Here is a 26,154-nt window from a genome sequence, read left to right as displayed (position 1 = left end):
CAGCGACACACGGTTTGCACGACCGGTTCGCTGGTCGGCTGGAGATGAATCATGTCGATAAGCCCGATTGATCCTCATACGCATCACTACGCGCACTGCCTGCCGTTCGGCGCGCATCTGCTGCGCGGCGCCGGCCATGCGTCGCGCACGCGCTTCCGGCTGTGGGCGCCGTCGGCATCGGCCGTCTCGGTGATGCTCGGCACCGGCGCCGATCGCGGCATCGTCCCGATGGAGTCCACCGGCAACGGCTGGTTCGAAGCGACCGCAGACTGCGGCGCGGGCACGCTGTACCGCTACCGGATCGACGACAAGCTCGAAGTGCCGGACCCCGCGTCGCGCTTCCAGCCGGACGACGTCGAAGGTCCGAGCGAGGTCGTGGATCCGCGCGCATTCGAATGGACCCACACGCACTGGCATGGCCGGCCGTGGGAAGAAACCGTGCTGTACGAGCTGCACGTGGGCGCGATGGGCGGCTATGCCGGAGTCGTTACGCATCTAAAAACACTCGCGGAGCTTGGCGTCACGACGATTGAGCTGATGCCACTGAGCGATTTTTCCGGTAAGCACAATTGGGGCTATGACGGCGTGCTACCGTATGCGCCCGATTCGTCGTACGGCCGCCCCGACGAGTTGAAAGCGCTGATCGATACCGCGCATGGGCTCGGCCTCTCCGTGATGCTCGATGTCGTGTACAACCACTTCGGCCCCGAGGGCAACTACCTGCCGACCTACGCGAAGCCGTTCTTTCGCGATGCGCATACGCCGTGGGGCATGGCGATCGATTTCGATCGTCCGGAAGTGCGCGACTTCTTCACCGACAACGCGCTGTTCTGGCTCAACGAGTACCGCTTCGACGGCCTGCGTTTCGACGCCGTGCACGCAATCGGCAATCACGAGTGGCTGAAGGAGCTCGCCGATCACATCCGCGCGAAAGTGCAGCATGGCCGGCACGTGCATCTCGTGCTGGAGAACGAGCACAACAGCGCGAGCCTGCTCGACGAACATTTCGATGCGCAATGGAACGATGACGCGCACAACGCGCTGCACGTGCTGCTCACCGGCGAGCACGAAGGCTACTACCACGCGTATGAGCATCAGCCGATCCAGCATCTCGCGCGCGTGCTCGGCGAAGGCTTCGCGTATCAGGGCGAAGCGTCGCCGATCCATGACGGCAACCCGCGCGGCGAACCGAGCGATCACTTGCCGCCGGCTTCGTTCGTGATGTTCCTGCAGAACCACGATCAGGTCGGCAACCGCGCATTCGGCGAACGGCTGCGCACGCTCTGCGACGCCGACGCGCTGCGCGCGGCCACCGCGCTGTTGCTGCTGTCGCCGCAGGTGCCGCTGCTCTTCATGGACGAGGAATACGGCTCCGACCGGCCGTTCATGTTCTTCACCGACTACGAGGGCGATCTCGCCAAAGCGGTGCGCGAAGGACGCCGCCGCGAGTTCGCGAAGTTCTCCGCGTTCGCCGACGCAAACCAGCGCGCGACCATTCCCGACCCGAGCCATCCGCAGACGTTCGCCGCGTCGATGCCGCCTCGCAACGGCGCGGCGAAAACGGCGGAGCGCGTGGAGTGGTTCCACTTCTATCAGGCCGCGCTCGCGGTGCGCTCGAAGCTGATCGGCCCGCGTCTGCAGCACACGAAAGCGCTCGGCGCCGAGGTGATCGAAGACGCCACCGGAAACGCGTCGAAAGCCGTACTCGCGCGCTGGCGGCTGGGCGACGGCGAGACGCTCGCGATCGCGCTGAACCTCGGCGAGGACGACGTGCCGTTCGCGAGCACACCGGACGGCAAGCTGATTTTCGAGACGCCGCCGCGCGCGCGCGATCGCATCGACGGCGAGCGACGGCTGCCGGCACGGTCGTGCGTCGCCTGGCTGACAGGCGACATCCATGACTACGCCGCGCATCACGACACGCGCGTGATCGTTCAACGGGAGCCGCTCGCGTGAACTCCACCAGAAAATCCGGCGAACCGCTCGAACACCTCGCGGCCCGCGCGGGCTTCGAAGTCGAATGGCAGGACGCGCACGGCACGACGCAGCGCGTGCCGGACGAGACGCTCGCGGTGCTGCTCGACCGCATCGGTCTGCCGTGCAGCACCGCCGCGCAGATCCGCCAGAGCGCGGCCGCGCTCGACGCCGAACTGTCGGGCCGCAAGCTGCCGCCGCTGATGACCGCGGAATGCGAGCGCGGCATCGCGCTGCCGCCGACCACCGTGAAGTCGGGCAGCCGGTATCGGATCGAACTCGAAAACGGCGAGATCATCGACGGACGTTTCACCGCGCCGAAGGGCGAGACCGCGCTGCTCGCGCCGATCGGCGAGCCCGGTTATCACACGCTCACGATCAACGATCAAAGCGTGACGCTCGCGGTCGCGCCGTCGCGCTGCCATACGGCAGCGGACGCGTGGCAGTCGATGCATGGCGGCACCACCCGGCCGATGTGGGGCGTCGCCGCGCAGCTGTACGGTTTGCGCCGACGCGGTGATGGCGGCATTGGCGACTACAGCGCGCTTGCAGAGCTCGCGATCGAGAGCGCGAAGCGCGGCGCGCATGCGGTGGCCGTGAGCCCGACGCACGCGATGTTCAGCGCGCAGCCGCAGCGCTTCAGTCCGTACGGGCCGTCGTCGCGCTTATGGCTGAACGTCACGCATATCGATCCGGCCGCAGTGTTCGGCAGCGAAGTCGCGCAGGCCGCGCTTCATGACGCGCAGGCGCACGATGCGTGGCAGCGCCTTGAAGCGCTGCCGCTGATCGACTACCCGCAAGCGGTGCCGCTGAAGCTCGCGGTGCTGCGCGAACTGTTCGAACGCTTCTGCGCGCATGATCGTCCGTCGCAGTCGCCGCTCGCGCGCGATTTCGATGCGTTCTGCACACGCGGCAACCGTTCGCTCGAAGATCACGCGCGCTTCGAAGCGCTGCACGCGGTGCAGCTCGCGCAGACCGGCGAAGGCTACTGGCGGCGCTGGCCCGAAGCGCTTCGCAATCCGCGTGGCGCCGAAGTCGATGCGTTCGCCGCCACGCACCGGCACGAGGTGGACTTCCATCTGTTCCTGCAATGGCTCGCCGCGAAGGGGCTCGCGCACGCGCAGCACGCCGCGCGCGACGCCGGCATGGCGATCGGCCTGATCGCCGATCTCGCGGTGGGATGCGACAGCGCGGGCAGTCACGCGTGGTCGTGGCCGGACGACATGCTGCAAGGCGTGTCGGTCGGCGCGCCGCCGGACATCTTCAACCAGGCGGGCCAGTCGTGGGGGCTCACCACGTTCTCGCCGCGCGCGATGCGCACGCAAGGCTTCGTCGCGTTCATCGACATGCTGCGCGCCGCGTTCGCGCACGCAGGCGGCATCCGCATCGATCACATTCTCGGGCTGCGCCGCCTGTGGCTCGTGCCCGAAGGCGAGCCCGCGAAACACGGCGCGTATCTGCGCTATCCGCTCGAAGACCAGCTGCGGCTGATCGCGCTCGAATCGTGGCGGCACAAGGCGGTGGTGATCGGCGAAGACCTCGGCACCGTGCCGCATGGCTTTCGCGAGAAGCTGACCGATCACGGACTCGCGGGCATCCGCGTGCTGTGGTTCGAGCAGGAATGGGGCGCGCATGGGCGCGGCTTCCTGCCGCCGTCGCGCTGGGACCCGAACGCGGTCGGCACGACGACGACGCACGATCTGCCGACCATCGCCGGCTGGTGGAGCGGCGAAGACATCGAATGGCGCAACCGCATCGGCCAGACCTCGGCGCGTGCCGACGGCCGCGATCCGGTCGCGCTCGCGCATGCGGAGCGCGCGGAGGACCGTCGCGCGCTGTGGTCGGCGTTCCAGCACGCGGGCATCGCGCCGCACGACGCGCCGCCGCCCGCGGCCAGCGAACCGCCGGTGCGCGAAGCGCTCGCCTACGTGGCGGCCACGCCGGAGCCGCTCGTCACCTATCCGCTCGAAGACCTGCTCGCGCTCGACGAGCAGCCCAATCTGCCCGGCTCGATCGACGAACATCCGAACTGGCGGCGCCGGCTGCCGCTCACCGTCGACGCGCTGTTCACCGACGACGCCTTCCGCGGCCGCCTGCAGGCCGTCGACAAGGCGCGCCTCGCGTCGCATCCGGCCTGGCGCGAGGCCTCCTCACATCCCGACACGCCATGAATGTCCCGCGCTCCACGCTCCGGCTCCAGTTCCACAAGGGCTTCACTTACGACGACGCGCTCAGGCACGCCGACTACTTCGCGCGGCTCGGCATCAGCCACCTGTACGCATCGCCGGTCACGACCGCGCAACCCGGCTCGCTGCACGGCTACGACACGGTCGACTACAGCCAGGTCAGCGCCGAGTGCGGCGGCGAAGCCGGACTGCGGCGCCTCACCGACAAGCTGCACGCGCTCGGCATGGGTCTCGTCGTCGACATCGTGCCGAATCACATGGGCGTCGGCGGCGCGCACAACGCGTGGTGGCTCGACATCCTCGAATGGGGGCGTCACAGCGCGTATGCGCGGCATTTCGACGTGGACTGGCATTCGCCCGACCCGGCGATGCGCGGCAAGGTGCTGGTGCCGGTGCTGGGCGGCCCGTATGGCAACGAGCTCGAAGCGGGCGGCATCGGCCTGAAGTTCGACGCCGCGCTCGGGCGCTTCCAGATCGAGTACGGCGAGCACGTGTGCCCGATCTGTCCGACCGACTATCACGCAGTCCTGATGTCCGCGGATCGCGCCGACCTGAGCGCGCTCGCCGCGCATTTCCGCGAGCTGACGACGCAGCCTGCCGACCACGCGCGCGCCGCCGAAGCGAAAACGAAGCTGCGGGACTTCGTCGCGCAGCAAGGCGCGTCCGCGATCGAATTCGTGCTGGAAGCGTATTCGCCGAACGAACCGGTGACGCGCGACCGGCTGCACCGGCTGCTCGAACGGCAGCACTTCCGCCTCGCGTGGTGGCGCACGGCATCGGACGAAGTGAACTGGCGGCGCTTCTTCGACATCACGTCGCTTGCCGGCGTGCGGGTCGAGCGGCCCGAGGTGTTCGAAGCGGCGCATGCACTGGTGTTTCGCCTCTATGCCGAAGGCGTGATCGACGGCCTGCGGGTCGATCATGTCGATGGCCTGGCGGAACCGCGCGAGTATTGCCAGCGGCTGCGGCAGCGGCTGCGCGAACTGCGCGAAGGCGAGCCGTACATCGTCGTCGAAAAGATTCTCGCGCGCGGCGAGCCGCTGCGCGACGACTGGCCCGTGAACGGCACGACGGGCTACGACTTCATGAACGACGTCGGCGCGCTGCTGCACGATCCGCACGGCGCCGCGCCGCTCGCTTCTGCGTGGGCCGAGCTGAGCGGCCGCAGCGCGAACTTCGCCGACGAAGCGCTGATCGCGCGACGCCGCATTCTGGCATCGAGCCTTTCGGCCGAACTGGACCGCTCGGCGCGCGCGCTGCACCGGATCGCCCGCGATGCGCAAAACACGCGCGACTACACGTTCGCCGCGATCAAGCGCGTGCTGATCGAACTCGGCACGCATTTCACCGTGTACCGGATCTATCCGCAGAACGGCGCGCGCAGCGAGATCGACAACCACTACTTCGAGCCCGCCGCCGACAACGCGCGCCGCAACCTGTACCGCGTCGATCACGAAGTGCTCGAGCGTGTGAACGAATGGCTCGGCGGCGTGGCTTCGGACGACGCGAATGGTGGTGCTGGCGGCGGGTCGGGATCCAGCGCGAACGCGAATGCCGGCAACCCGCAGCAGCACGCGGGCTCGTCGCGCCGCGCGGCGCTGACGCTGTTCTCGCAGCTCACCGCGCCGGTCGCGGCGAAAGCGGTCGAAGATACGGCCTGCTACCGCTATGGCCGGCTGCTGTCGCGCAACGAGGTGGGCGCAGACCCCGGCGAGTTCGCGATGTCGGTGGACGCATTCCATCGCGCGAATTCGGAACGCGCGCGGCGCTTTCCGCACGCGCTGCTCGCCACCGCGACGCACGACCACAAGCGCGGCGAAGACGTGCGCGCGCGGCTCGCGGTGCTGAGCGAGATGCCGGACGAGTGGAGCACGACGCAGCGCGCGTGGTCGACGCTGAACACGCCGCTGCGGCGGCCTTCGTCGTCGCTGTATTCGTCGAGCAACGAGACGTGGGCGCCGGGGCCCGCGATGGAGTCGATGCTGTATCAGACGCTGATCGGCTGCTGGCCGCCGGACCTGCAACCCGACGACGAAGCCGGCGTCGCGGCGCTCGCCGAGCGCGTCGCGCAATGGCAGCTGAAAGCGGTGCGCGAAGCGAAGCTGCGCACCAGCTGGCTCGCGCCGGATGAAGACTACGAGAACGCTTGTCGCGAGTTCCTGTTCGACATCGTCGCGCCGCGCCGCAAGGAAGGTTTCCTCGGCGAGCTGCATGCGTTCGTGCAGCGGATCGCACGCGCCGGCGCGATCAACAGCCTGCAGCAGACGGTGCTGCGCCTCACGTCGCCGGGTGTGCCCGATCTTTATCAGGGCACCGAACTATGGGACTTCAGTCTCGTCGATCCGGACAACCGGCGGCCCGTCGATTTCGAGCAGCGCGCGACGTGGCTCGTCGATCAGCCGCCGTCGGAGTTCATCGCGGACTGGCGCGATGGCCGCGTGAAGCTCGCGGTCGTGCAGCGCGCGCTGTCTCTGCGCACTCATCTGCCGAACGTGCTCGGCATCGGCGAATACCTGCCGCTGAAGCTGCGCGGCGCGCACGCGTCGCGCGCGATCGCGTTCGCGCGGCGTCATGGCAGTGCGTACGCGGTGATCATTGCGACGCGTCTGTCGTTGCCGTTGCTCGATGCGGGCGGCGAGATGCCGCTCGTACCCACCGACGCGTGGGACGACACGGCCGTCGAAGTACCGGAGATTCTGGCCTCGCGCGCGCTGTTCGACTGGTTCAGCCCGGCGGCGCCGAAGGTCGGCGACGACCGGCTGCTGTATCTGCGCGACGTGCTCGCCGCGATGCCGGTTGCGATGCTGGTGGAAGACGGCGTGCCGCGCTGAGCGTGCGGCAGGTGCGTTACGCGATGCGCTTGCCGCTTTGCTGGCGCAGTGCCGCGTATTGCAGCAGCATGATCGTCTTGCCATCCATGATCTCGCCGCGCTCGATCCATTCGAGCGCGGTGGCGAGCGGAATCTCGACCACTTCGAGGTCTTCGCCTTCGTCATGCAGTCCGCCGCCGTCGCTGACGCGCATCGACGCATCGTATTCGCCGACGTAGAAGTAGAGCTTCTCCGTGACCGAACCGGGGCTCATGAATGCCTCGAAGATCTTGCGGACGTGGCTCACGCGGTAGCCGGTTTCTTCCTCGACCTCCGCGCGGATGCGCTCCTCGGGCGTCGCGTTATCGAGCAGGCCGCCCGGCGTTTCGATGAGCATGCCGTGATGACCGTTCACATAGGCCGGCATGCGGAACTGGCGCGTCAGCACGACGTTGCCGGTGCGCGGGTCGTGCAGCAGGATCGTCGCGCCGTTGCCGCGGTCGTAGGTTTCGCGATTCTGCCGCTGCCAGCTGCCGTCGCGGCGCAGGAAGTCGAACGTGACCTTGCGCAGCACGTACCAGTCGTCGGACAGCACCGCGGTGTGGATCATGCGGACGCGATCGTTCGTGGTGGTCATTTGCGCTTCTCCTCCCTTGCGTTTTTCGGTGGTCGACGTTCAACCGCCCTCGTCTTCGAGATCTTTCGGATACACGCGCACCAGCACGATGCGCGGGCCCTTCATCTTCTTCACGACCACGTCGAAGCGGTCGAACGTGATGCGTTGCCCTTCGGTGGGCAGATCGTTCAGCGCCTGGATCACCAGGCCGCCGACCGATTCCGCGCGGCCTTCGTCGATGTCGATGCCGAGCGCGCGTTCGAGCGACACCACCGGCAGACTGCCCTTGCCCATCAGCGTGCCGTCGTCCATGCGGGTCCAGTCGGCGTCGCCCTGGCGAAATTCGTCGTGGATCTGCCCGACGAGCGCGCCCAGCAGGTTGTCGAGCGTGAGAAAGCCGATCGGCTTCGCATGCTTCTCGCCCACCAGCGCGAGATGCGGCGCGCCCTTGCGAAAGCGGCGAAACAGTTCGAGCGCAGGCATATCCGGCTTCACGTACTGCACGGCGCGCACGTAGTCCGCGAGATCTTCGAGCGTGCTGCCCGCCTGGCGCGCGAGCAGCAGATCCTTCAGGTGAATCATGCCGGCCACGCGTTCGCCGCTCGCATCCTCGAACAGCGGATAGCGGCTGAAGCGATGCCGCGCAACGACCTGCATGTTGTCGCGCAGCGGCAGATCACGGCGCAGCGCGACCATTTCGTGCGCGGGCCGCATCAGGTCCGACACCGTCAGGCGCGAAAAATCGAGCGAGTGCGCGATCGTGTTCCACTCGTCCTGGCTGTAGCCGGCGAGCGTGCTTTCCGTGGCCGCGACATTGCCGACGCGGCGGCTGCGCAGGATCAGCTTCAGTTCGTCGGTGGAATAGTGCGCGTCGCTGCCGTGCCCGGATGCGAGGCCCGCAATGCGCAGCACGGTGTTCGCGCTCGTGTTCAGCAGCCAGATGGCGGGGTACATCGCCCAGTAGAACGCGTACAGCGGCAGCGCGACCCACAGGCCGATGCGCTCCGACTGGCGGATTGCAAGCGACTTCGGCGCGAGTTCGCCCACCACGATGTGCAGAAACGAAATGCACAAAAACGCGAAGAACAGCGAGATGCCGTGAATCAGGTCCGGCGACGCGATGCCGAACAGGCGAAACAGCGGCATCAGCACATCGGAGAACGCCGGCTCGCCGATCCAGCCGAGACCCAGCGACGCGAGCGTGATGCCGAGCTGACACGCCGACAGATACGCGTCGAGCCTGCGGTGCACCTTCGCGAGCAGCTTGCCGCGCACGCCGTGTTCGGTGGCGAGCGCCTGCACGCGCGTCTGCCGCAGCTTGACCAGGCCGAATTCGGCCGCGACGAAAAAACCGTTGAGCGCAACCAGCAGCAACGCACCGATGAGGGCGACGACCTGAATCAAGACGGCAAACTCCGGAGAGGAAAGTCGTCAGTATAGGGTGCGCGGTGAGGGGGACAGCGTCAGCCGCCGGCGAGCGGCACGCTGAGCGTGAGCGTAGCGGGTTGGTCGTCCTTGATGTCGGTCTGCTCGAACGTGCCGTTGTGCGCTTCCGCGACGCGCTTGCAGAGCGCCAGCACCCAGGCCACCCGGCCGCCCTCGCGCGGCTCGCGTGCCTGCGCGCGGGCGAACGGTTCGAGCAGATGCGGCTGGGACGCATCGTCGGGCGTTGCGGCTTGTACGGTGAAGGTCACCGTGGAGCGCCACATCGAAGCGTCGAACGCGCTCGCGAGCGTGACCGACGCGCCGCTCGCGCTCGCTTCGATCGCGAACGTCAGCATCAGCCAGAGCGCCTGGCCGAGACGCGTGCGGTCGCCGTTAACGGTCTCGCCGGCCAGCGACGATTCGACCGCCAGCGCGACGTTGCGCAACGAGGCCAGCGGCTCCTTCGCTTCGGCCACGGTTTCGTCGATCAACGCGCGCGGCGCAAACGGCGCCACGCTGACCGCGAGCGCGCGCGTGGCGGCGCGCGTCCGGTCGACGACGCTCTCCAGCATCTTCACCTGCTGGTCGATGCCGGTGCGGATGCCGGCCAGCGCGCGCTGACCGGTTGCATCGCCTGCGTCGATCTTGCGCTCGAGCACATAGGCCCAGCTATGGATGGCGTTGAGCGGGCTGCGCAGATCGTGCGATGCGAGCGACAGCACGTAGTCGCGCATGAAGAGCGCGGTCTCGGCACACAGCCATGCAGTGCGGGGAGAGATGGCGGGCACGAGACTGTCCGCGGCGTGCGGCACGGAATCGGAGGGAATGGTCGTCACTGTGTGAACCCTTGTTCGTCAGGCATGCTCGGACTCGTCGCGAGCGCGGCACGGTGTAGCACGACGTGATTGATGTAGCAGATTCTTCATTATAGGCACGCGCCGCTGTGCGGCACGCTATCGTTGTGGCGTCACGCGGGGCGCTCGCGGGCAAAGCCGAACCGTGATGCAATCCGTGTGCCTGATATGGCTGCATACGCATCGGCCTCTCCTCTCGACGACTCGTCGCACGACGCGGTCCAGCTCAGATCCATCGGGCCGCCGACATCGGCGGGTCGGCAAACACGCCTACAATGGCGGTTTCGAACCACCGTCAACAAGGAGCATTTCATGGCGACCGTCACGACCGAATCCGGCCTCAAATACGAAGATCTCACCGAAGGCTCGGGCGCCGAAGCGAAAGCCGGCCAGACCGTCACGGTGCACTACACCGGCTGGCTCACCGACGGCCAGAAATTCGACTCCAGCAAGGATCGCAACGACCCGTTCGCGTTCGTGCTCGGCGGCGGCATGGTCATCAAGGGCTGGGACGAAGGCGTGCAAGGCATGAAGGTGGGCGGCGTGCGCAAGCTGACGATTCCGCCGCAACTGGGCTACGGCGTGCGTGGCGCGGGCGGCGTGATTCCGCCTAATGCGACGCTCGTGTTCGAAGTGGAACTGCTCGAAGTCTGATGTTTTTTGCGGGCGCCTGCCGCGCGAGTTTTTGATTTTGATTTGCACATCGCGCGGCTCGCTCGCTGCTGTTGCACCATGGACCATCATCACGCCACCGTCACCGCACCCACTGTCACGCTACGTCACTTTTCGGACGTCGAAGCGTGGGACGTGCACGACTTCCATCAGGTCGTGCTCGGGCTGGATGGGGAGATGGTGATGTCGGTGAATGGGCTCGGACAGCGGATCGATCGTGCTTCCGCGTGGCTCGTGCCGGCCGGCTCGCGGCACGATTACGCGGGCATCGGCGAGAACCGCCAGCTGGTGCTCGATCTGCCGGGCACGTCGCTCGCGGTACCGCGGCGCCTGTTCGATCGCGCGCGGCCGGTCGATCTCGATGCGCGCTTGACGCAGCTGGTGTTTTCGCTTGCCACGCACGCGCGTGTGGCGGACGCGGCATCGGTCGCGCTTGCAGGTTCCGCCAAGACGCAGCACACGCTGGACGTGGCCGCGCATCGCTTCGACTGGTTCGCGGCGACGCAGCTCTGCGCGGCGCTGGTGGAGGGTTGCGGCGACGTGCGCATCGAGAGCGGCGACATGCAAGCCGTGAAGCTCGACTTCCCCCGTATAGACCGCTGGTTACGCGCGCACCTCGCGGAACCGCTGCGCGTGGCCGATCTCGCCGCGCATTGCGGCTTCGGCATGCGGCGTTTCCACGAACTTTTCTGCGAGGCATTCGGCGAGACGCCGAACCGCTATCTGCAACGCCTGCGGCTCGACACCGCCGTGATGCTGTTCGCCGACGAGCGCCGCTCGCTCACCGACATCGCGCTCGACGTCGGTTTCGCCGATCAGAGCGCGTTCACGCACGCGTTCACGCGGCGCTTCGGCGTGGCGCCCGGGAAGTGGCGCCTGCGCAAACACTGAGCGCAGACGCCGTCTTTCACTTCTATCGGTTTCCCGATTCGCTCATCGAGCTGATCAAGCGCCGAGACCGCGCGCGAGATCCGCGCGGATGTCGCCCGCGTTTTCCAGGCCCACTGCCAGCCGGATCAGCCCTTCGCTGATGCCGGCCGCCGCGCGCGCTTCCGGCGTGATGCGGGCGTGCGTCGTGGTGGCGGGATGCGTGATGGTCGTACGCGTGTCGCCGAGATTGCCGGTGATCGAGCAGATCTTCGTGCTGTCGATCACGCGCCATGCGTTCGCGCGCATCGCTTCGGGCGTGTCGCCCTTCAGCTCGAACGACACGATCGCACCGCCCGACTTCTGCTGACGCTTCGCGATCTCGTACTGCGGATGCGATTCGAGGCCCGGGTAGAACACGCGGTTCACGGCCGGATGCTGTTCGAGCCAGCGCGCGATGTCGAGCGCGTTCGACGACTGTTTGTCGACGCGCAGCGACAGCGTTTCCATGCCCTTCAACAGCACCCACGCGTTGAACGCGGACAGCGTCGGCCCCGCGCTGCGCACGAACGGGAACACCTTCTCCATGATGAACTGCTTCGAGCCCACCAGCGCACCGCCGAGCACGCGGCCCTGACCGTCGAGAAACTTGGTGGCCGAATGCATCACGACGTCGGCGCCCAGCTTCAGCGGCTGCTGCAGCGCCGGGCTGCAGAAACAGTTGTCGACCACGAAGATCGCATTCGCCGCCTTCGCGATCTTCGAGATCGCTTCGATGTCGGCGATCTCGGTGAGCGGGTTCGACGGCGTTTCGAGGAAGAACATCTTCGTTTCCGGACGCACCGCGTTCTTCCACGCGTCGAGGTCGGTCGGATCGACGAAGGTCGTCGTGATGCCGAACTTCGAGAAGATCTGCGAGAACATGCCGAGCGTTGAGCCAAACAGGCTCTGCGAGCTGACCAGGTGATCGCCCGCCTGCAACGCGGCCATCACCACCGACAGGATCGCGCTCATGCCCGACGCGGTGGCCATGCACGCTTCGCCGCCTTCGAGCGCCGCCAGACGATCCTGGAACATCGTGACGGTGGGGTTCGTGAAGCGCGAGTACGTGTAGTAGTCCTCGGACTTCTTGAAGCGCTCGGCGGCGTCCGCGGCGCTCGCGAACACGAAGCTCGAGGTCAGGTACAGCGCTTCGGAATGCTCGCCGAACTCGCTGCGCAGCGTGCCCGAACGGACCGCGAGGGTGTCGAAGTTGAATTGGTCGTCCATGTTCGTTCTGTGTCCTTCCGGCTCGGCTCGCTCGATAGCGGACGTGTCGTTCATCCGTCCGCCGTCAAGCAAAAATCAAAAGGGAGCGGCAACAAAAAAGCCCGCTTGCGTCGAGAGCAAAAGCGGGCTTCATGGCGGGGAAGCTGGAGCGTTGGCGAGCAATGCGGACTTCGCCGTTCGCTTTAGCTGTTTTGGGTTGCCCCGCGTCCGCAAGCTGAATTCAAATCGACGCAAGCCTGCATGTTAACACGGGCGGCGCGCTGCGTGCAGCGGACCGCCCTTCACGCTCATTCCATCGAAAGCTGCAGATGCAGCTGCGAGCGCGACGTACCGCCGTCCATCGCTTCGCTCGCCGCGTCGCGATCCGACTGCGCATCGGGCGCGAGACGCGCGAGCTCGACGCCGTCGAGGTATTCCGTCGTCACGTCGCCGGTGATGTAGTTGCCATCGAAGCACGAAGCGTCGAAGCCCTTCAGCGCCGGGTTGATGTCGCGTATCGCCTGCTTCAGATCGGCCACATCCTGATACACGAGGAAGTCGGCGCCGATGATCTTCGCGACTTCTTCGTCCGAACGGCCGTGCGCGACGAGTTCGCCGCGCGTCGGCATGTCGATGCCGTACACGTTCGGGAACTTCACCGGCGGCGCCGCCGACGCGAAGATCACCTTGTTCGCACCCGCATCGCGCGCCATCTGCACGATTTCATGCGAGGTGGTGCCGCGCACGATCGAGTCGTCGACGATCAGCACGTTCTTGCCCTTGAACTCGATGCCCATCGCGTTCAGCTTCTGGCGCACCGACTTCTTGCGCACCGCCTGGCCCGGCATGATGAACGTGCGGCCGACGTAGCGGTTCTTGAAGAAACCTTCGCGATACTCGACACCGAGCTTCGCCGCGACCTGCATCGCCGCGGGACGCGACGAATCGGGAATCGGCATCACGACGTCGATCTTCACGTCCTTCGGCAGCACGCGCTGGATCTTCTCGGCGAGATAGTCGCCCATGCGCAGACGCGCGTTGTAGACGGGCACGCCATCGAGCACCGAATCCGGACGGGCCAGATACACGAGCTCGAAAATGCATGGGTTCAGGCTCGGCGTGTTCGCGCACTGCTGCGCGTAGAAGTTGCCTTCGAGATCGATGAAGATCGCTTCGCCCGGCGCCACGTCGCGCACGAATTCGAAGCCGATGCCTTCGAGCGCCACCGATTCCGACGCCACCATCCACTCGGTGCCTTCCGCCGTTTCCTGCTTGCCGATGCACAGCGGCCGGATGCCGAACGGATCGCGGAACGCGAGCAGCCCGACCTCGGAGATCAGCGACACGATCGCGTACGAGCCGCGCACGCGGCGGTGCACGCCCGACACGGCCTTGAAGAGCGCCGTCGGATCGAGCTGGAGGCCCGAGCTGGACAGCTGCAGTTCGTGCGCGAGCACGTTGAGCAGCACTTCGGTGTCGGAGTTCGTGTTCACGTGCCGGCGGTCGACGCGGAACATCTCGTCCTTCAGCTGGGGCCAGTTCGTCAGGTTGCCGTTGTGCGCGAGGATGATGCCGAACGGCGCGTTGACGTAGAACGGCTGGGCCTCTTCCTCGCTCGACGCCGAACCGGCCGTCGGGTAGCGCACCTGGCCGATGCCGACCATCCCCGGCAGACTGCGCATGTTGCGCGTGCGGAACACGTCGCGCACCATGCCGTTCGCCTTGTGCATGTGGAAGGTGCTGCCGTTCGCCGTGGCGATGCCGGCTGCGTCCTGGCCGCGATGCTGCAGCAGCAGCAGGCTGTCATACAGCAGCTGGTTGACGGGAGATCGGGAAACTACGCCTACGATGCCGCACATGGCATGGTCCTTCAAAAGATCGAAACTCGTTGCGGCTGCCGGTGCCGGAGGCCTGGCCGGATCATGCCGCAGGGGCAGCCGTCACGCCGACGGCCGGCCCGCATTCTCCCCGCTTCCTGTCATCGCCGCGTCAGATGTGGACGTATTGCCCAAGCTGCGGCGGAAGCAGCGGTAACACTTCGCGCATGCCCTGCTCGACATAGGGCCGCAGCAGCGCGTTGCGCCAGAAACCTTGCTGGGGCAACTCGGTCAGCCCCGCGAGGGCGACCAGCAGCAGCACCAGCACGACCCCACGGATGAGGCCGAACAACAGGCCGAGCGAGCGGTCGACGCCACCCAGCCCCGAAACCGACACCAGCCTGCTCAGCAGCGCATTCGCCACGCCGGTGACGATCATCACGCCGACGACGATCACAAGAAACGCGACGAGCCACTGTGTGACCGTGCCGCCCGGCCACGTGGCCGGAATCATCGGCGCGAGCTGCGTGACGAAGTGGATCGCCAGCAGGAACGCGACCACCCAGCCCACCAGCCCGAACAGCTCGGACAGCAGACCGCGCCACAAGCCTCGCAGCGCCGACAGCACGATCACCGCTATTACAGCGTAGTCGAATGCGGTCAACACGGCGGCTTATTGGGCAGCACCGCTATTCGCGCTCGACGACAGCCCGGCCGAGCGCACTTTCGCGATCGCCGCTGACGCCGCCGCCCGATCCGGGAACGGACCGGCGCGCAGCAGCGTCTGCGTGGTGCCGTCAGTCTGCTTGCGTCGTTCGGTATATGCCGGCACACCGGCCGCTTTCAACTTCGTCGCCCATGCTTTCGCGCTCGCGTCGTCCGGGAACACGCCGAGCTGCAGCGCGAAGCGCGCGCCGGCGGGTGCGGCCGGAGTGCCCGAATCGGCGTTGGCGGCGGCTGCGGTGCGCGCGGTGGATTCGGTGGACTGCGTGGGCGCTGCCGACGGCTTCGCCGGTTTCGACGGGCTCGTGGCCGGCGGCGCCGGATTCATTGCCGTGCTCTGCGTCTGCTGGCTGGCGGCGGGCTTGCTCGGCGATTTCGTCGCGGATTGCGTACCTGCCTGGCTGGCCGTTGCGGCGCTTTGTGCCGCCGTGCCGGCCGTTGCAGCGGCCAGACCCGACGCGGCAAGGCCTGCGCCGGCCGAGGGGCTGTCCGGCGCGACGCCAGCCTGCGTGTCCTGCGGCGGCGTGGTCACCTTGGCGACCGGCCGGTTCGGGATATCGATTGCGATGTCGTCGGTGACGGGCTTCGGATGCGAGTCGAGCAGCATCGGCAGGATCACGATGGCCGCCACGACCAGTGCGATCGCGCCGACCAGACGGCGCCGCGCCCGTTGTTTCTCAGGCAGCGTCGGGTCGAGCAGCATCGCTTCCGCATCGCCTGCCTGGGTCGTTCGCCGGCTACGCCGTTCTACCCGCGGATTGCGGGTATTGCGACCGGATCCGCGCCGTGCTGGCGCGTCTTCTTGCTTACCGTTGCCGAACGAGAAAATTCCCATGTATGGCCTGAAGGAGGCTGCGCGTGATCAGTGTTGCTGCGACTTACGATAGGCCATCACGCCAGCTACCGTATAGAAACTTCCGAAAACCACGATTCTATCATTGTCGGACGCTCGTTTTAGCGCGTCCTGGAAGGCTTCTGCAGGCGATTCGAAGCGTGTAACGCTGCTGTCGGCGCCATCCGTCACGCCCGCGTCCCGCAACAGGCCTTCCAGCGCCTCGGCCGACGCCGCGCGCGGCGTTGGCAGATCGGTCACGCACCAGTGGTCGATTTCGCCCTTCACGTGCGCGAGCACGCCCGCGATGTCCTTGTCGCGCATCGAGCCGAATACCGCGTAGGTGAACGGGAAATAGCCCATGTTGCCGAGGTTTTGCGCGAGCACGGCCGCGGCGTGCGGGTTGTGCCCAACGTCGAGGATGATGGACGGCTTGCCCGGCAGCACCTGGAAGCGGCCCGGCAGTTCGACGTTCGCGAGACCCAGGCGGATGTCCTGCGCGGACACCGGCAGGCGGTCGCGCAGTGCTTCCAGCCCGGCCAGTGCGGCCGACGTATTGATCAGCTGATTCGCGCCGCGCAGCGCCGGATACGCGAGCGCCGACCGCTTCAGCGTGCGGCCCACGCAGTTCCATTGCTGGCGCTCGCTGCCCGCCTGCCCTTCGTAGCGGAAATCGCGGCCGAACAGCCACAGATCGGCGCCGATTTTCTGCGCATGATCGATCAGCGTTTGCGGCGGAACCGGATCGGCGCAGATCGCGGGGCGATTCGCGCGGAAGATGCCGGCTTTTTCGAAGGCGATCTTCTCGCGCGTATCGCCGAGGTAATCCATGTGGTCGAGATCGATGCTCGTGATGATCGCGCAGTCGGCATCGAGGATGTTGACCGCGTCGAGACGGCCGCCAAGGCCGACTTCGAGGATCACCGCGTCGAGCCCGCGCGATGCGAACAGATGCAGGATCGCGAGCGTCGTGAATTCGAAATACGTGAGCGAGACCGGCTCGGGGAAGCTCACGCGCGCCGCTTCGACGGCTTCGAAATGCGGCAGCAGTTCGTCATCCGTCGCGTTCACGCCGTTGATGCGCGCGCGCTCGTTGAATGCGAGCAGATGCGGCGACGTATGGCAGCCCACCGTGTAGCCGGCCTTCAGCAGGATCGACTCCATGATCGCGCAGGTCGAGCCCTTGCCGTTGGTGCCGCCGACCGTGACGATCGGGCACGCGAACGACAGCTCCATTGCATCGCGCACCTTGCCGATACGCGTCAAACCCATGTCGATACCGACAGGATGGGCGGATTCGAGGTGCGTGAGCCACGCGTCGAGGGTGGGGAAGGTGCTCATTGAAAGAACCATGACAACGGACCGGCATTATCCCGGAAACGACAACGCGCCGCACGAAAGACTTCGTGCGGCGCGTTGCTTTTTTGGGTGCCGTATCGCGCATCACCGCGCGGTCGGCAGTCAGCGAGGGAAGCGCGCGGCTCAGGCGACCGCGTCGGCCGGCTGGCGCGTCATCAGCGCCATCAGGCGCGCGATTTCCTCGCGCAGCTTGCGACGGTCGACGATCATGTCGACCGCGCCCTTCTGCAGCAGGAATTCGGCGCGCTGGAAGCCTTCCGGCAGTTTCTCGCGCACCGTCTGCTCGATCACGCGCGGGCCGGCGAAGCCGATCAGCGCCTTCGGCTCGGCGATCACCACGTCGCCGAGGAACGCGAAGCTCGCGGACACGCCGCCCATGGTCGGGTCGGTCAGCACGGAGATGAACGGCAGCTTCGCTTCGGCGAGCTTCGTCAGCATCGCAGTGGTCTTCGCCATCTGCATCAGCGACAGCAGGCTTTCCTGCATCCGCGCGCCGCCCGATGCCGTGAAGCAGATGAACGGCACCTGCTGCTCGAGCGCATTCTGCGCGCCGCGGGCAAAGCGCTCACCGACGACCGAGCCCATCGAGCCGCCCATGAACGCGAATTCGAAGCACGCGACGACGACCGGCAGCGTGTGAATCGCGCCGCCCATCACGACCATCGCGTCGGTTTCGCCGGTCTCGTCCATCGCTTCCTTCAGACGGTCCGGATACTTGCGGCTGTCCTTGAACTTCAGCGCGTCGACGGGAACGATCTCCTGGCCGATCTCATAGCGGCCTTCCGCGTCGAGCAGCGCATCGAGGCGCTCGCGCGCACCGATCCGCATGTGGTGCTCGCACTTCGGGCAGACGTGCAGATTCGCCTCGACGTCGTTGCGGTAGAGCACCGCTTCGCACGACGGGCACTTGATCCACAAGCCTTCCGGAATGCCTTTGCGGCTCTTCGGGTCGGTTTGCTTGATTTTCGGCGGCAGCAGTTTGTCGAGCCAGCTCATGACAGATCCCTTCCTGAGTCCGTGCCGCCCGGCGGGGCCGGGCGTTGGTCAACGGACGATATTGATTATCGCGACGGTTATCGCGAAGCAGCGCCGATGCCATCGAGCGCGGCACGCACTTCCGCGATGAAGCGCGTGAGCGTGTCGACAGCGTGTTCCGGCGCCGCTTCTTCGAGCAACTGCACGATACGGCTGCCGATCACGACGGCATCGGAAACTTCGGCAACGGCGCGCGCGGTTTGCGCATCGCGAATGCCGAAACCGACGCCCACCGGCAGCGGTACATGCGACTTGATGGCCGGGATTTTACCCGCGATGCTGGAAACGTCCAGATTTGCCGAACCGGTCACCCCTTTCAGCGACACGTAATACACGTATCCGCTCGCTACCCGGCCGACCGCCGCGATGCGTTCGTCGGTTGAAGTCGGCGCCAGGAGGAAGATCGGATCGATGCCAGCAGATCGCATCTTTTCCGCGAATTCCGCCGATTCTTCCGGCGGATAGTCGACCACCAGCACGCCATCCACACCGGCTTCCTGCGCGGCTTTCGCGAATCTGTCGATGCCCATCCGCTCGATCGGGTTCGCGTAGCCCATCAGCACGACCGGCGTGCGGTCATTGGTTTCGCGAAAACGCTTCACGTCGGCCAGCACGTGACGCAGCGACACGCCCTTCGCGAGCGCGCGCTCCGACGAGCGCTGGATCACGGGGCCGTCCGCCATCGGGTCGGAGAACGGCACGCCCAGTTCGATCACGTCGGCCCCGCCCGCGGCGAGCGCGTGCATCAGATCGACCGTGCGCGCCGGATCGGGATCGCCGGCGGTGATGAACGGAATCAGCCCTTTTTTGCCTTCAGCGGCGAGCGCCGCAAACGTACCTTTGATACGCGACATGGAATTTTCCTGAATATCGTGTAACTGCACGACTATCGCAGTCATCTGGCGCAGATTATGCGCATAAACCGCTAGATCGCGACGGCGACCGGCGTGACCGCGCTGACGCGTTCTCGCGCGATCGTGCAGTAAGTCTCATTGATCTCGTAGCCAACGAATTCGCGCCGCTGCCGCGCGCAGGCGACGGCCGTGGTGCCGCTGCCCATGAACGGGTCGAGCACGCGGCCGCCCGGTGGGCAGCTCGCGAGCACCATCCGCTCAACGATTTCCAGCGGCTTCTGCGTCGGATGATCGACTCGCTCGGCATGCTGCCGATGCAGTCGGGACACCGACCAGACGTCCTTCGGGTTGTAGCCGATTTCCAGCCACTTGCTGCCCTCGAACAGCTTGCGCGAACGGGCCTTCTTGGTTGCTGCGTCGTACGGAATGCGGACGGGATCGAGATCGAAGTAATAGTCCTTCGACACCGCGAAGTAGCCGATATTGTCGTGCACCGACGTAAAGCGGCGGGTGGTGCCGCCCATGCTCGGCACGCGCCGGTCCCAGATGATCTCGTTGACCATCGTGAGCTTCGTCTTCAGGAAGCAGAAGATTTCCGGCGCGTATTGCCAGGTGCAGAACACGTACAGCGAACCCGACGGCTTCAGCTTCGGAATGGCCAGTTCGAGCCAGGCACGCGTCCACGCGAGAAAATCGTCGCCGGAACGCATGTCCGAGTCGTTGCCGTAGTCCTTGCCGAGACCGTAAGGCGGATCCGCCAGGATCAGATCGATCGAGGCGTCCGGCAGGTTCGCCGCTTCGGCGAAGAAGTCGCGATTATGCAGCGTGATGCCGGCGGGAAGCTTCGGAATAGCCGACATGACGCCCGAAGCGGGTGTTTTGGCCGGCTGAATCTGCGCCTCCGCCTGCACCGGCGCCGCCACTGCTTCCGCTACCGCTTCGTCCGTGCCCAGAGACGGCACGGATTCCGCGTCGGCGGTGGCGGTCACGTCCTCGGCGTCCAGTTCGGGCGCCGGGGGCTGCGAATCGTCGAACTCGTCGCGCATTGTCACGGTTACAGGTTGATGCCCGATCGCTCGGCGACCGTGTGCATGTCCTTGTCACCGCGGCCCGACAGATTCACGAGCAGCGCCTTGTCCTTCGGCAGCGTCGGCGCGAGCTTCGCGGCGTACGCGAGCGCGTGACTCGACTCCAGCGCCGGAATGATGCCTTCGATCCGGCAGCAGTCGTGGAACGCCTTGAGCGCCTCTTCGTCCGTAATGCCGACGTATTCCGCGCGCCCGCTGTCCTTGAGCCACGCGTGCTCGGGACCGACGCCCGGGTAGTCGAGACCGGCCGAGATCGAATGCGTCTCGATGATCTGACCATCCGCGTCCTGCAGCAGATAGGTGCGGTTACCGTGCAGCACGCCCGGGCTGCCGCCGATCAGCGAAGCCGCGTGGCGGCCCGACTCGATGCCGTCGCCGGCTGCTTCGACGCCGATCAACTTCACCGAAGTATCTTCGATATACGGATAAAAGATACCCATCGCGTTCGATCCGCCGCCAACGCACGCAATCACGGCGTCCGGCTGCCGGCCGATCAGTTCGGGCATCTGCACCTTGCACTCGTCGCCAATCACGCGCTGGAAGTCGCGCACCATCATCGGATACGGATGCGGACCCGCGACCGTGCCGATGATGTAGAACGTGCTTTCGACGTTCGTGACCCAATCGCGCATCGCTTCGTTCAGCGCGTCCTTCAGCGTCTTCGAGCCCGACTCGACCGGCACCACTGTCGCGCCCAGCAGCTTCATCCGGTACACGTTCGCCGCCTGGCGACGCACGTCTTCCGAGCCCATGTACACGACGCACTCCATGCCGAAGCGCGCGGCGATCGTGGCCGTCGCAACGCCGTGCTGGCCCGCGCCGGTTTCCGCGATCACCCGCTGCTTGCCCATCCGGCGCGCGAGCAGCGCCTGCCCGATCACGTTGTTTACCTTGTGCGCGCCCGTGTGATTCAGGTCCTCGCGCTTCAGGAACACTTGCGCGCCGCCGAGCAGTTCGCTCCAGCGGCGGGCGTGGTAAACGGGGGACGGACGACCGACGAAATACTTCAGTTCGCGCTCGTATTCGGCGACGAAGTCGTCATCTTTCTGGAATTTCTCGTACGCTTCGCGCAATTCGTTGAGCGCGTGGACGAGCGTTTCAGCGACGAACACGCCGCCATATTGGCCGAAATGGCCTCGTTCATCGGGTAAGTTATACATTGCATCACTCTCCAGAGCAGGCCGCGCGGTGCTGAAACACGGGGCGCGGCGCTGCGGGCATCATCCGGCGTCCGCTTCGCGCACCGCGCGTACGAACGCCGCCATCCGGGCGTGATCTTTCACGCCTTTTGCGCCCGGCACCTCGATGCCGCTCGAGACATCGACTGCAAACGGGCGCACGCGATGGATCGCATCACTGACGTTTTGCGAGTTCAACCCACCACTCAAAACGGCCCGACGCGCGAGCTCTGCAGGAATAAGTGACCAATCGAAGACCTTTCCGCCGCCGCCATAGCCCTCGACGTGTGTGTCGAGCAGAAAGCCACTGGCAGCCGAATAACTGGATACCGATTCTAGCAAATCGGCCTGCCGAGTATCCGCCGCAACCCTCAGCGCACGCAACCAAGGCAAACCCGCAACGCTCGCGAGGGTTTCGCACTGCGCCGGCGTCTCGTCGCCGTGGAACTGCAGCAGGTTGAGCGGCACGTTGCTGACCACTTCGCTGATCCAGTCCGGGGTCGCGTTGACGAACAACCCAACCACCGAGACGAACGGCGGAATATCACGCGTCAGCTGCACCGCCTGCGCGACGTTGATCGCGCGCGGGCTCGGCGGGTAGAACACGAAGCCGATCGCGTCGGCGCCGAGGTCGATCGCGTGCGCGACGTCGCTGGGTTTCGACAGGCCGCACAGCTTGACGCGCGTCCGGCGCGGCGCGGCGGACGATGCGGCTTGCGCCGCGGCGGGCGACGCATCGGTAGTCGGGAAATCGGCTGAAGTCATGATGTGGCTGGTAGGCAATTCACTGCTGCTGGGCAAACGGTCTGGCGTCCGGCCGTGGTGTGGTGGGGCTCACTCGTCGCGCCAGATCGCGCTCCACGGCACGCTGCCGGTTTCGGCCGCAGGCACCGCGAATTCCTCAGGATAGCCGACTTGCGCGAGATACAGGCCGTCGGGCATGAAGGTCGGCGCCGCCTGGTTGCGGTCGCGGCTCGCGAGCACGTCCGCGAGCCATTCGGCCGGATAGCGGCCACGCCCCACCGCGACGAAGCATCCCATCAGATTGCGCACCATGTGATGCAGAAACGCATTCGCGCGGAAACGAAAGTGGACGTAGTGACCCTGCTGCCGGATGTCGATCTGGTACAGATGCTTGACGGGCGTCTTCGCCTGGCACTCCGACGACCGGAACGCCGAGAAATCGTGCTCGCCGATCAGACATGCGGCCGCGGCGCGCATCGCGTCGACGTCGAGCGGCGTATGGATCCAGCCCGCGCGGCCGGACAGCATCGGCGAGCGCACGGGGTGCACGTACAGCACGTAGTAATACGTGCGCTCGAACGCCGAGAAGCGGGCGTGGAACGCGTCGGGCATGGTCTGCGCCCACTGCACGGCGACGGTGGACGGCAGGAACGCGTTGGTGCCGCGCACCCACGAGAACGGCGTGCGCTCGAGGTCCGTATCGAAGTGCACGACCTGGCCGAGACCGTGCACGCCAGTGTCCGTGCGCCCTGCGACGATCGTCTGGAGCGGCGTCTGCGCGAATTCGCACAGCGCGCGCTCGAGTTCGTCCTGCACTGTCTTGCCGTGCGGCTGCGACTGCCAGCCGCAATACGCCGCGCCGTCGTACTGAACGCCGAGTGCAATACGCATCAGGACAGCGGCGCGAGCGTCGACAGCAGCGCGCGCGCTTCGTCGCGCGTCGCGGCATCGTTGGACTCGATCACTTCGTTGATCAGCGTGCGCGCGCCGCCCAGATCGCCGAGCTCGATATACGCGCTCGCAAGGTCCAGCTTGTTGCGTGCGATCCGCGCGAGCTGGTTCGGCGTGAACGGCGGCGGCTCCTCGGACGTGGGCGGCAGGTCGAGGTTGAAATCCAGGTTCAATGCCCCGAAAGTCGCAGCGCCGAGGCCCGCTACCGATGCGGCGCCAACGATGCCGGCCTCGATTTCTTCGGCGGCGTGCGGAGGCTCGGCTTCATGGCTCGTTTGTTCTTCCACAGTCTGCGCATGGCCGTGACTGTGGCCATCACCGTCGAACAACGCGGATTCGGGCGCGGCAAGCGGCTCGCTCGCGATGAAAGGCGAGGGTTCGTGCGCGTGCGTCTCGTGATCGCTGGGGGCGCCCTCAGACGACGGTTGCGGCTCGGCGGGTATCTCGGTTGAGGTCGCGCCGTCCGCTGCGGCTTCGCGCGGACGCCACGGGTCCGGTTGAGGCCCAGCTTCCGGCGCGGATACCGCTGCCGGCTCTGCCGCTTCGTTGCGCGGCGGCAGCGTCAGGTCGAGACTGCCAAGGGCGTCGATCGCTTCCTGCGGGAATTTCGGCGTCCGTCCGAGCGGCGGCGTGAACGCTTCGGACGGCTCGTGCTGGTCTTCGTCCGCTTCGAGCGTGTCGGGTGCGTGGTGCGCCCCGATTTCTTCCGTCACGACCGGTGGAGCGGGTTCGGGCGAGGGCTCGGCCGGAGCATGCGTCGGCTCCGGTTCCGTAACGTGCTGCGCCGGCGGCGTGGGTTCCGTTGCCGCCCAGCCGGCTCCTTCCGGTGCGTACGGCTGTGGTTGTTCGTCGTGGCCCGTTTCCGCAGCCATGTGAGGCTCGTGAACCGACGGTTCCGCCACATGGGGCGGTTGAGGCTCGAAGACTTCGGGTTCCACGCTCGAGGTCGGGCCGGCCTGCGACTCCTCGACCGGCGGTTCGGCGGCGCGCGCTTCCTGCGGCTCGTGTTCTGCCGAAGCGGCGGCCTGCGTATCGAACGGCTCCTGCGGCGGCAATTCTGCCGCGGACGGCGTCGACGCCGCAGGTTGAGTCTCAGCAGCGGGAGCAGCAGGAGCGGCCGGGCTCTGCGCGGTCGCACCAGTTGGCGTGACAGCTGGCGTAGCGCCCGCTGGCGGCTGGACCGGCGAATAGGAACGCGGCGGCACCTGGGCCTTGAGCTTCGAGGTGGTACGCGACGCTTCCGCCGCCAGCATGCCGGCAAGCATGTCGTGCAGCATGGGCGCGGGCGCGCGCGCCGGCGATGCGGGCAGCGTCGGCGTATGCTCGACGACCTTTTCGTCCATGGAGACGAGCGGCGGCATCGGCGGATCGAGTTCGACCGTACGGCGCTCGAGGGCAGCCTCCGGCGCCAACTCGGTCACCGGGTGCTGTTCGGGCTCCGACGGCGCTTCGGTCGCGGCGTGTTCCGCGGCCTCATGGGCCTCCGCGGACGTCGTATCGAGCGGCTGCTCGGGTTCGGCTTCGTGATGGTCCGCCACCGGCTCGGGTTCGGCATGCGGCGATGCTTCCGCCGCCGCAGCCTCGGTCTCTTCGTGAGCCGCGGACGAAGCCCCCATCAGCTCGCTCGCTGCCACATCGGCGCCGGCCAGATCGGCGGCATGCGCCGCCTCGGCCTCATAGCCACCGGCTTCCGGCGACGCTGCCGCTTCGGCTCCTTCCTCCACCTCGCCGGGCGCGTGCGCCTCCACATCCACGGCCTCCTCTGCGGCGGCGGCCTTGCGCGCGTCGTACGCGAGCGAACCCGGCTTCGGCCAGCCTTCGCCCTCCGCCGGCGGGTCGAGCGCGACCGCATCCGCATGCACCTTGTGCTTGCGACGGCGCAGCAGCCAGCCGATCACCAGCGCCGCCAGCGCGGCACCGATGATGGCCGGCGGCCCGATATGCTCGGCGGCATTGTTCGACGGCGGCGCGGCCACGGCACCGCTCGCCGCGCCATTGGGAGCGGCACCGCTAGCCGCGGCGCCCGGCGCCGCGCTCGCCGGCGCGGCAGCGCCAGACGATGCGGGGTGCGCGTTGCTGTGGTCCAGCTCCTGCAGCACGCGGTTCTTCAACGCCAGCAGTTGCTGGAGGCTCGACACGGTCGGTTGCGATGCGCCCGTGTTCGCCGCAGCAGCCGGCGACGCCTGGATTGCGCCGGACACCGAATGCCCATTCGAAGCCTGCGCTGTCGCAGCAGCCGATGCGCTGGCAGCGGCTGCACCAGGCGCACTGGATGCAGCCACAGCAGTCGACGCAGTCGTCGCCGCGGCGGGCGCGTTCGAAGCCGCAGCGGCCGTGGCAGCAGAAGCTGCCGGAGCAGTCGCAGTCGCCGCAGCAGCCGAAGCGGCCGCTGGCGTCGATGCCGCGGCCGCCGACGAAGCCGAGCCCGCCGGCGCCGACGCCGCGCTGGCTTCGGACGCGACGGGCGCACCGGTTGCATCGAGTGCCGGCACGATCACCGTCGCACCGAGTTTCAGGCGGCTCGGATCATGGCTGAAGAACGCGGACGGATTCGCGTCGAAGAGCGCCTTCGCAGCGCGCGAAACCGTGTTGCGATCGTGCGAACCGGTCACTTCGATCGCGAGGTCGTTCAGCGACGCCCCGGGCTTGATCGCGATATGCGTACCCGCAACGAGCGGAGCGGACGCCTCGACGGCGGCGCTCGCGGCATCGTCGGCGGCATACACCGACCCAGTCAGGGCGAATGCGGCAGCCAGCGCGACGATCGCACGGGCGGCATGTGTCAGCGGCAAAACAACGGGAGTGAATCGGGTGGTCATCGGGATTCCTGGCTCGTCATCGCAGCGTGGCAGCGTTTGCAGAAAGAAGAAGAACGGCGGATTCCAGAACCGGCGCGGCAATGAAAAAAGCGCCGCGAAATC

20 protein-coding genes are annotated in these 26,154 nt (G+C 66.7%); 5 read left to right on the top strand and 15 right to left on the bottom strand.

Annotation, left to right across the window (positions count from 1 at the left end):
- Nucleotides 1–51 precede the first annotated feature (51 nt).
- From treZ to treY, 3 genes are read left to right on the top strand one after another with little or no spacing between them, the layout of a single operon-like run.
- Complete coding sequence (gene treZ, locus DVS29_RS16400; protein WP_118181519.1) at nucleotides 52–1,956, top strand: malto-oligosyltrehalose trehalohydrolase; 1,905 nt, start codon at nucleotides 52–54, stop codon at nucleotides 1,954–1,956.
- Nucleotides 1,953–4,145 carry a 4-alpha-glucanotransferase gene (gene malQ, locus DVS29_RS16395; RefSeq protein WP_118181518.1) on the top strand — a complete coding sequence of 731 codons (2,193 nt, stop codon included), beginning with the start codon at nucleotides 1,953–1,955 and terminating at the stop codon, nucleotides 4,143–4,145. Before treZ ends, malQ begins: the two co-directional genes overlap by 4 nt.
- Nucleotides 4,142–6,991 carry a malto-oligosyltrehalose synthase gene (gene treY / locus DVS29_RS16390; RefSeq protein ID WP_118181517.1) on the top strand — a complete coding sequence of 950 codons (2,850 nt, stop codon included), beginning with the start codon at nucleotides 4,142–4,144 and terminating at the stop codon, nucleotides 6,989–6,991. Before malQ ends, treY begins: the two co-directional genes overlap by 4 nt.
- Before the next feature lie 16 nt (nucleotides 6,992–7,007).
- Here treY and DVS29_RS16385 read toward each other — a convergent pair whose 3' ends face one another.
- The 3 genes from DVS29_RS16385 to DVS29_RS16375 are packed head-to-tail and all read right to left on the bottom strand — an operon-like array spanning nucleotide 7,008 to nucleotide 9,838.
- On the bottom strand, nucleotides 7,008–7,607 hold the full coding sequence (locus DVS29_RS16385; RefSeq protein ID WP_118181516.1) for an NUDIX domain-containing protein: 600 nt from the start codon (nucleotides 7,605–7,607) through the stop codon (nucleotides 7,008–7,010).
- A 39-nt stretch (nucleotides 7,608–7,646) separates the two neighbouring features.
- Nucleotides 7,647–8,990, bottom strand: a complete 1,344-nt coding sequence (locus DVS29_RS16380) for a hemolysin family protein (RefSeq protein WP_118181515.1) — start codon at nucleotides 8,988–8,990, stop codon at nucleotides 7,647–7,649.
- A gap of 59 nt (nucleotides 8,991–9,049) precedes the next feature.
- Nucleotides 9,050–9,838 carry a sensor histidine kinase gene (locus DVS29_RS16375; RefSeq protein ID WP_420816117.1) on the bottom strand — a complete coding sequence of 263 codons (789 nt, stop codon included), beginning with the start codon at nucleotides 9,836–9,838 and terminating at the stop codon, nucleotides 9,050–9,052.
- A gap of 339 nt (nucleotides 9,839–10,177) precedes the next feature.
- On the opposite strand from DVS29_RS16375, the gene DVS29_RS16370 reads away from it, so the two are divergent.
- On the top strand, nucleotides 10,178–10,519 hold the full coding sequence (locus DVS29_RS16370; protein WP_118181513.1) for an FKBP-type peptidyl-prolyl cis-trans isomerase: 342 nt from the start codon (nucleotides 10,178–10,180) through the stop codon (nucleotides 10,517–10,519).
- Between the two features lie 78 nt (nucleotides 10,520–10,597).
- Nucleotides 10,598–11,428 (top strand): helix-turn-helix domain-containing protein, encoded by an 831-nt coding sequence (locus tag DVS29_RS16365; protein WP_118181512.1) that lies wholly within the window; start codon nucleotides 10,598–10,600, stop codon nucleotides 11,426–11,428.
- A gap of 54 nt (nucleotides 11,429–11,482) precedes the next feature.
- Here the strand turns inward: DVS29_RS16365 and DVS29_RS16360 are convergent, their stop codons facing one another.
- From DVS29_RS16360 to DVS29_RS16305, 12 genes are all read right to left on the bottom strand, one after another.
- A complete protein-coding gene (locus DVS29_RS16360; RefSeq protein WP_118181511.1) occupies nucleotides 11,483–12,673 on the bottom strand; it encodes an O-succinylhomoserine sulfhydrylase in 1,191 nt (396 codons plus the stop codon).
- A gap of 287 nt (nucleotides 12,674–12,960) precedes the next feature.
- Nucleotides 12,961–14,511 carry an amidophosphoribosyltransferase gene (gene purF / locus DVS29_RS16355; protein WP_118181510.1) on the bottom strand — a complete coding sequence of 517 codons (1,551 nt, stop codon included), beginning with the start codon at nucleotides 14,509–14,511 and terminating at the stop codon, nucleotides 12,961–12,963.
- Between the two features lie 130 nt (nucleotides 14,512–14,641).
- Nucleotides 14,642–15,136 carry a CvpA family protein gene (locus tag DVS29_RS16350; protein ID WP_118181509.1) on the bottom strand — a complete coding sequence of 165 codons (495 nt, stop codon included), beginning with the start codon at nucleotides 15,134–15,136 and terminating at the stop codon, nucleotides 14,642–14,644.
- Nucleotides 15,137–15,142: 6 nt separating this feature from the next.
- Complete coding sequence (locus DVS29_RS16345; RefSeq protein WP_118181508.1) at nucleotides 15,143–16,027, bottom strand: SPOR domain-containing protein; 885 nt, start codon at nucleotides 16,025–16,027, stop codon at nucleotides 15,143–15,145.
- A 27-nt stretch (nucleotides 16,028–16,054) separates the two neighbouring features.
- Nucleotides 16,055–17,365, bottom strand: a complete 1,311-nt coding sequence (folC, locus tag DVS29_RS16340; protein ID WP_118181507.1) for a bifunctional tetrahydrofolate synthase/dihydrofolate synthase — start codon at nucleotides 17,363–17,365, stop codon at nucleotides 16,055–16,057.
- A gap of 141 nt (nucleotides 17,366–17,506) precedes the next feature.
- Nucleotides 17,507–18,379 (bottom strand): acetyl-CoA carboxylase, carboxyltransferase subunit beta, encoded by an 873-nt coding sequence (gene accD / locus DVS29_RS16335; protein ID WP_118181506.1) that lies wholly within the window; start codon nucleotides 18,377–18,379, stop codon nucleotides 17,507–17,509.
- 77 nt (nucleotides 18,380–18,456) lie between these two features.
- A complete protein-coding gene (gene trpA, locus DVS29_RS16330) occupies nucleotides 18,457–19,272 on the bottom strand; it encodes a tryptophan synthase subunit alpha (RefSeq protein ID WP_118181505.1) in 816 nt (271 codons plus the stop codon).
- Between the two features lie 71 nt (nucleotides 19,273–19,343).
- On the bottom strand, nucleotides 19,344–20,318 hold the full coding sequence (locus DVS29_RS16325) for a DNA-methyltransferase (RefSeq protein ID WP_420816116.1): 975 nt from the start codon (nucleotides 20,316–20,318) through the stop codon (nucleotides 19,344–19,346).
- Between the two features lie 8 nt (nucleotides 20,319–20,326).
- The gene (gene trpB / locus DVS29_RS16320) at nucleotides 20,327–21,520 is read right to left on the bottom strand and encodes a tryptophan synthase subunit beta (protein ID WP_118181504.1); all 1,194 of its coding nucleotides are present in this window, start codon (nucleotides 21,518–21,520) and stop codon (nucleotides 20,327–20,329) included.
- Between the two features lie 60 nt (nucleotides 21,521–21,580).
- The gene (locus tag DVS29_RS16315) at nucleotides 21,581–22,303 is read right to left on the bottom strand and encodes a phosphoribosylanthranilate isomerase (RefSeq protein WP_118181503.1); all 723 of its coding nucleotides are present in this window, start codon (nucleotides 22,301–22,303) and stop codon (nucleotides 21,581–21,583) included.
- A 69-nt stretch (nucleotides 22,304–22,372) separates the two neighbouring features.
- Nucleotides 22,373–23,173, bottom strand: coding sequence for a tRNA pseudouridine(38-40) synthase TruA (truA, locus tag DVS29_RS16310; RefSeq protein WP_118181502.1), 801 nt, complete (start codon nucleotides 23,171–23,173; stop codon nucleotides 22,373–22,375).
- Nucleotides 23,173–26,052: a FimV/HubP family polar landmark protein gene (locus DVS29_RS16305; RefSeq protein ID WP_118181501.1), complete on the bottom strand. Its 2,880-nt coding sequence runs from the start codon at nucleotides 26,050–26,052 to the stop codon at nucleotides 23,173–23,175. The genes truA and DVS29_RS16305 overlap by 1 nt, the downstream gene beginning before the upstream one ends.
- Nucleotides 26,053–26,154 lie beyond the last annotated feature (102 nt).

Source organism: Paraburkholderia phosphatilytica, from assembly GCF_003443895.1.
Lineage (GTDB): Bacteria > Pseudomonadota > Gammaproteobacteria > Burkholderiales > Burkholderiaceae > Paraburkholderia > Paraburkholderia phosphatilytica.
This window is presented reverse-complemented; position numbering and strand designations above follow the sequence as displayed.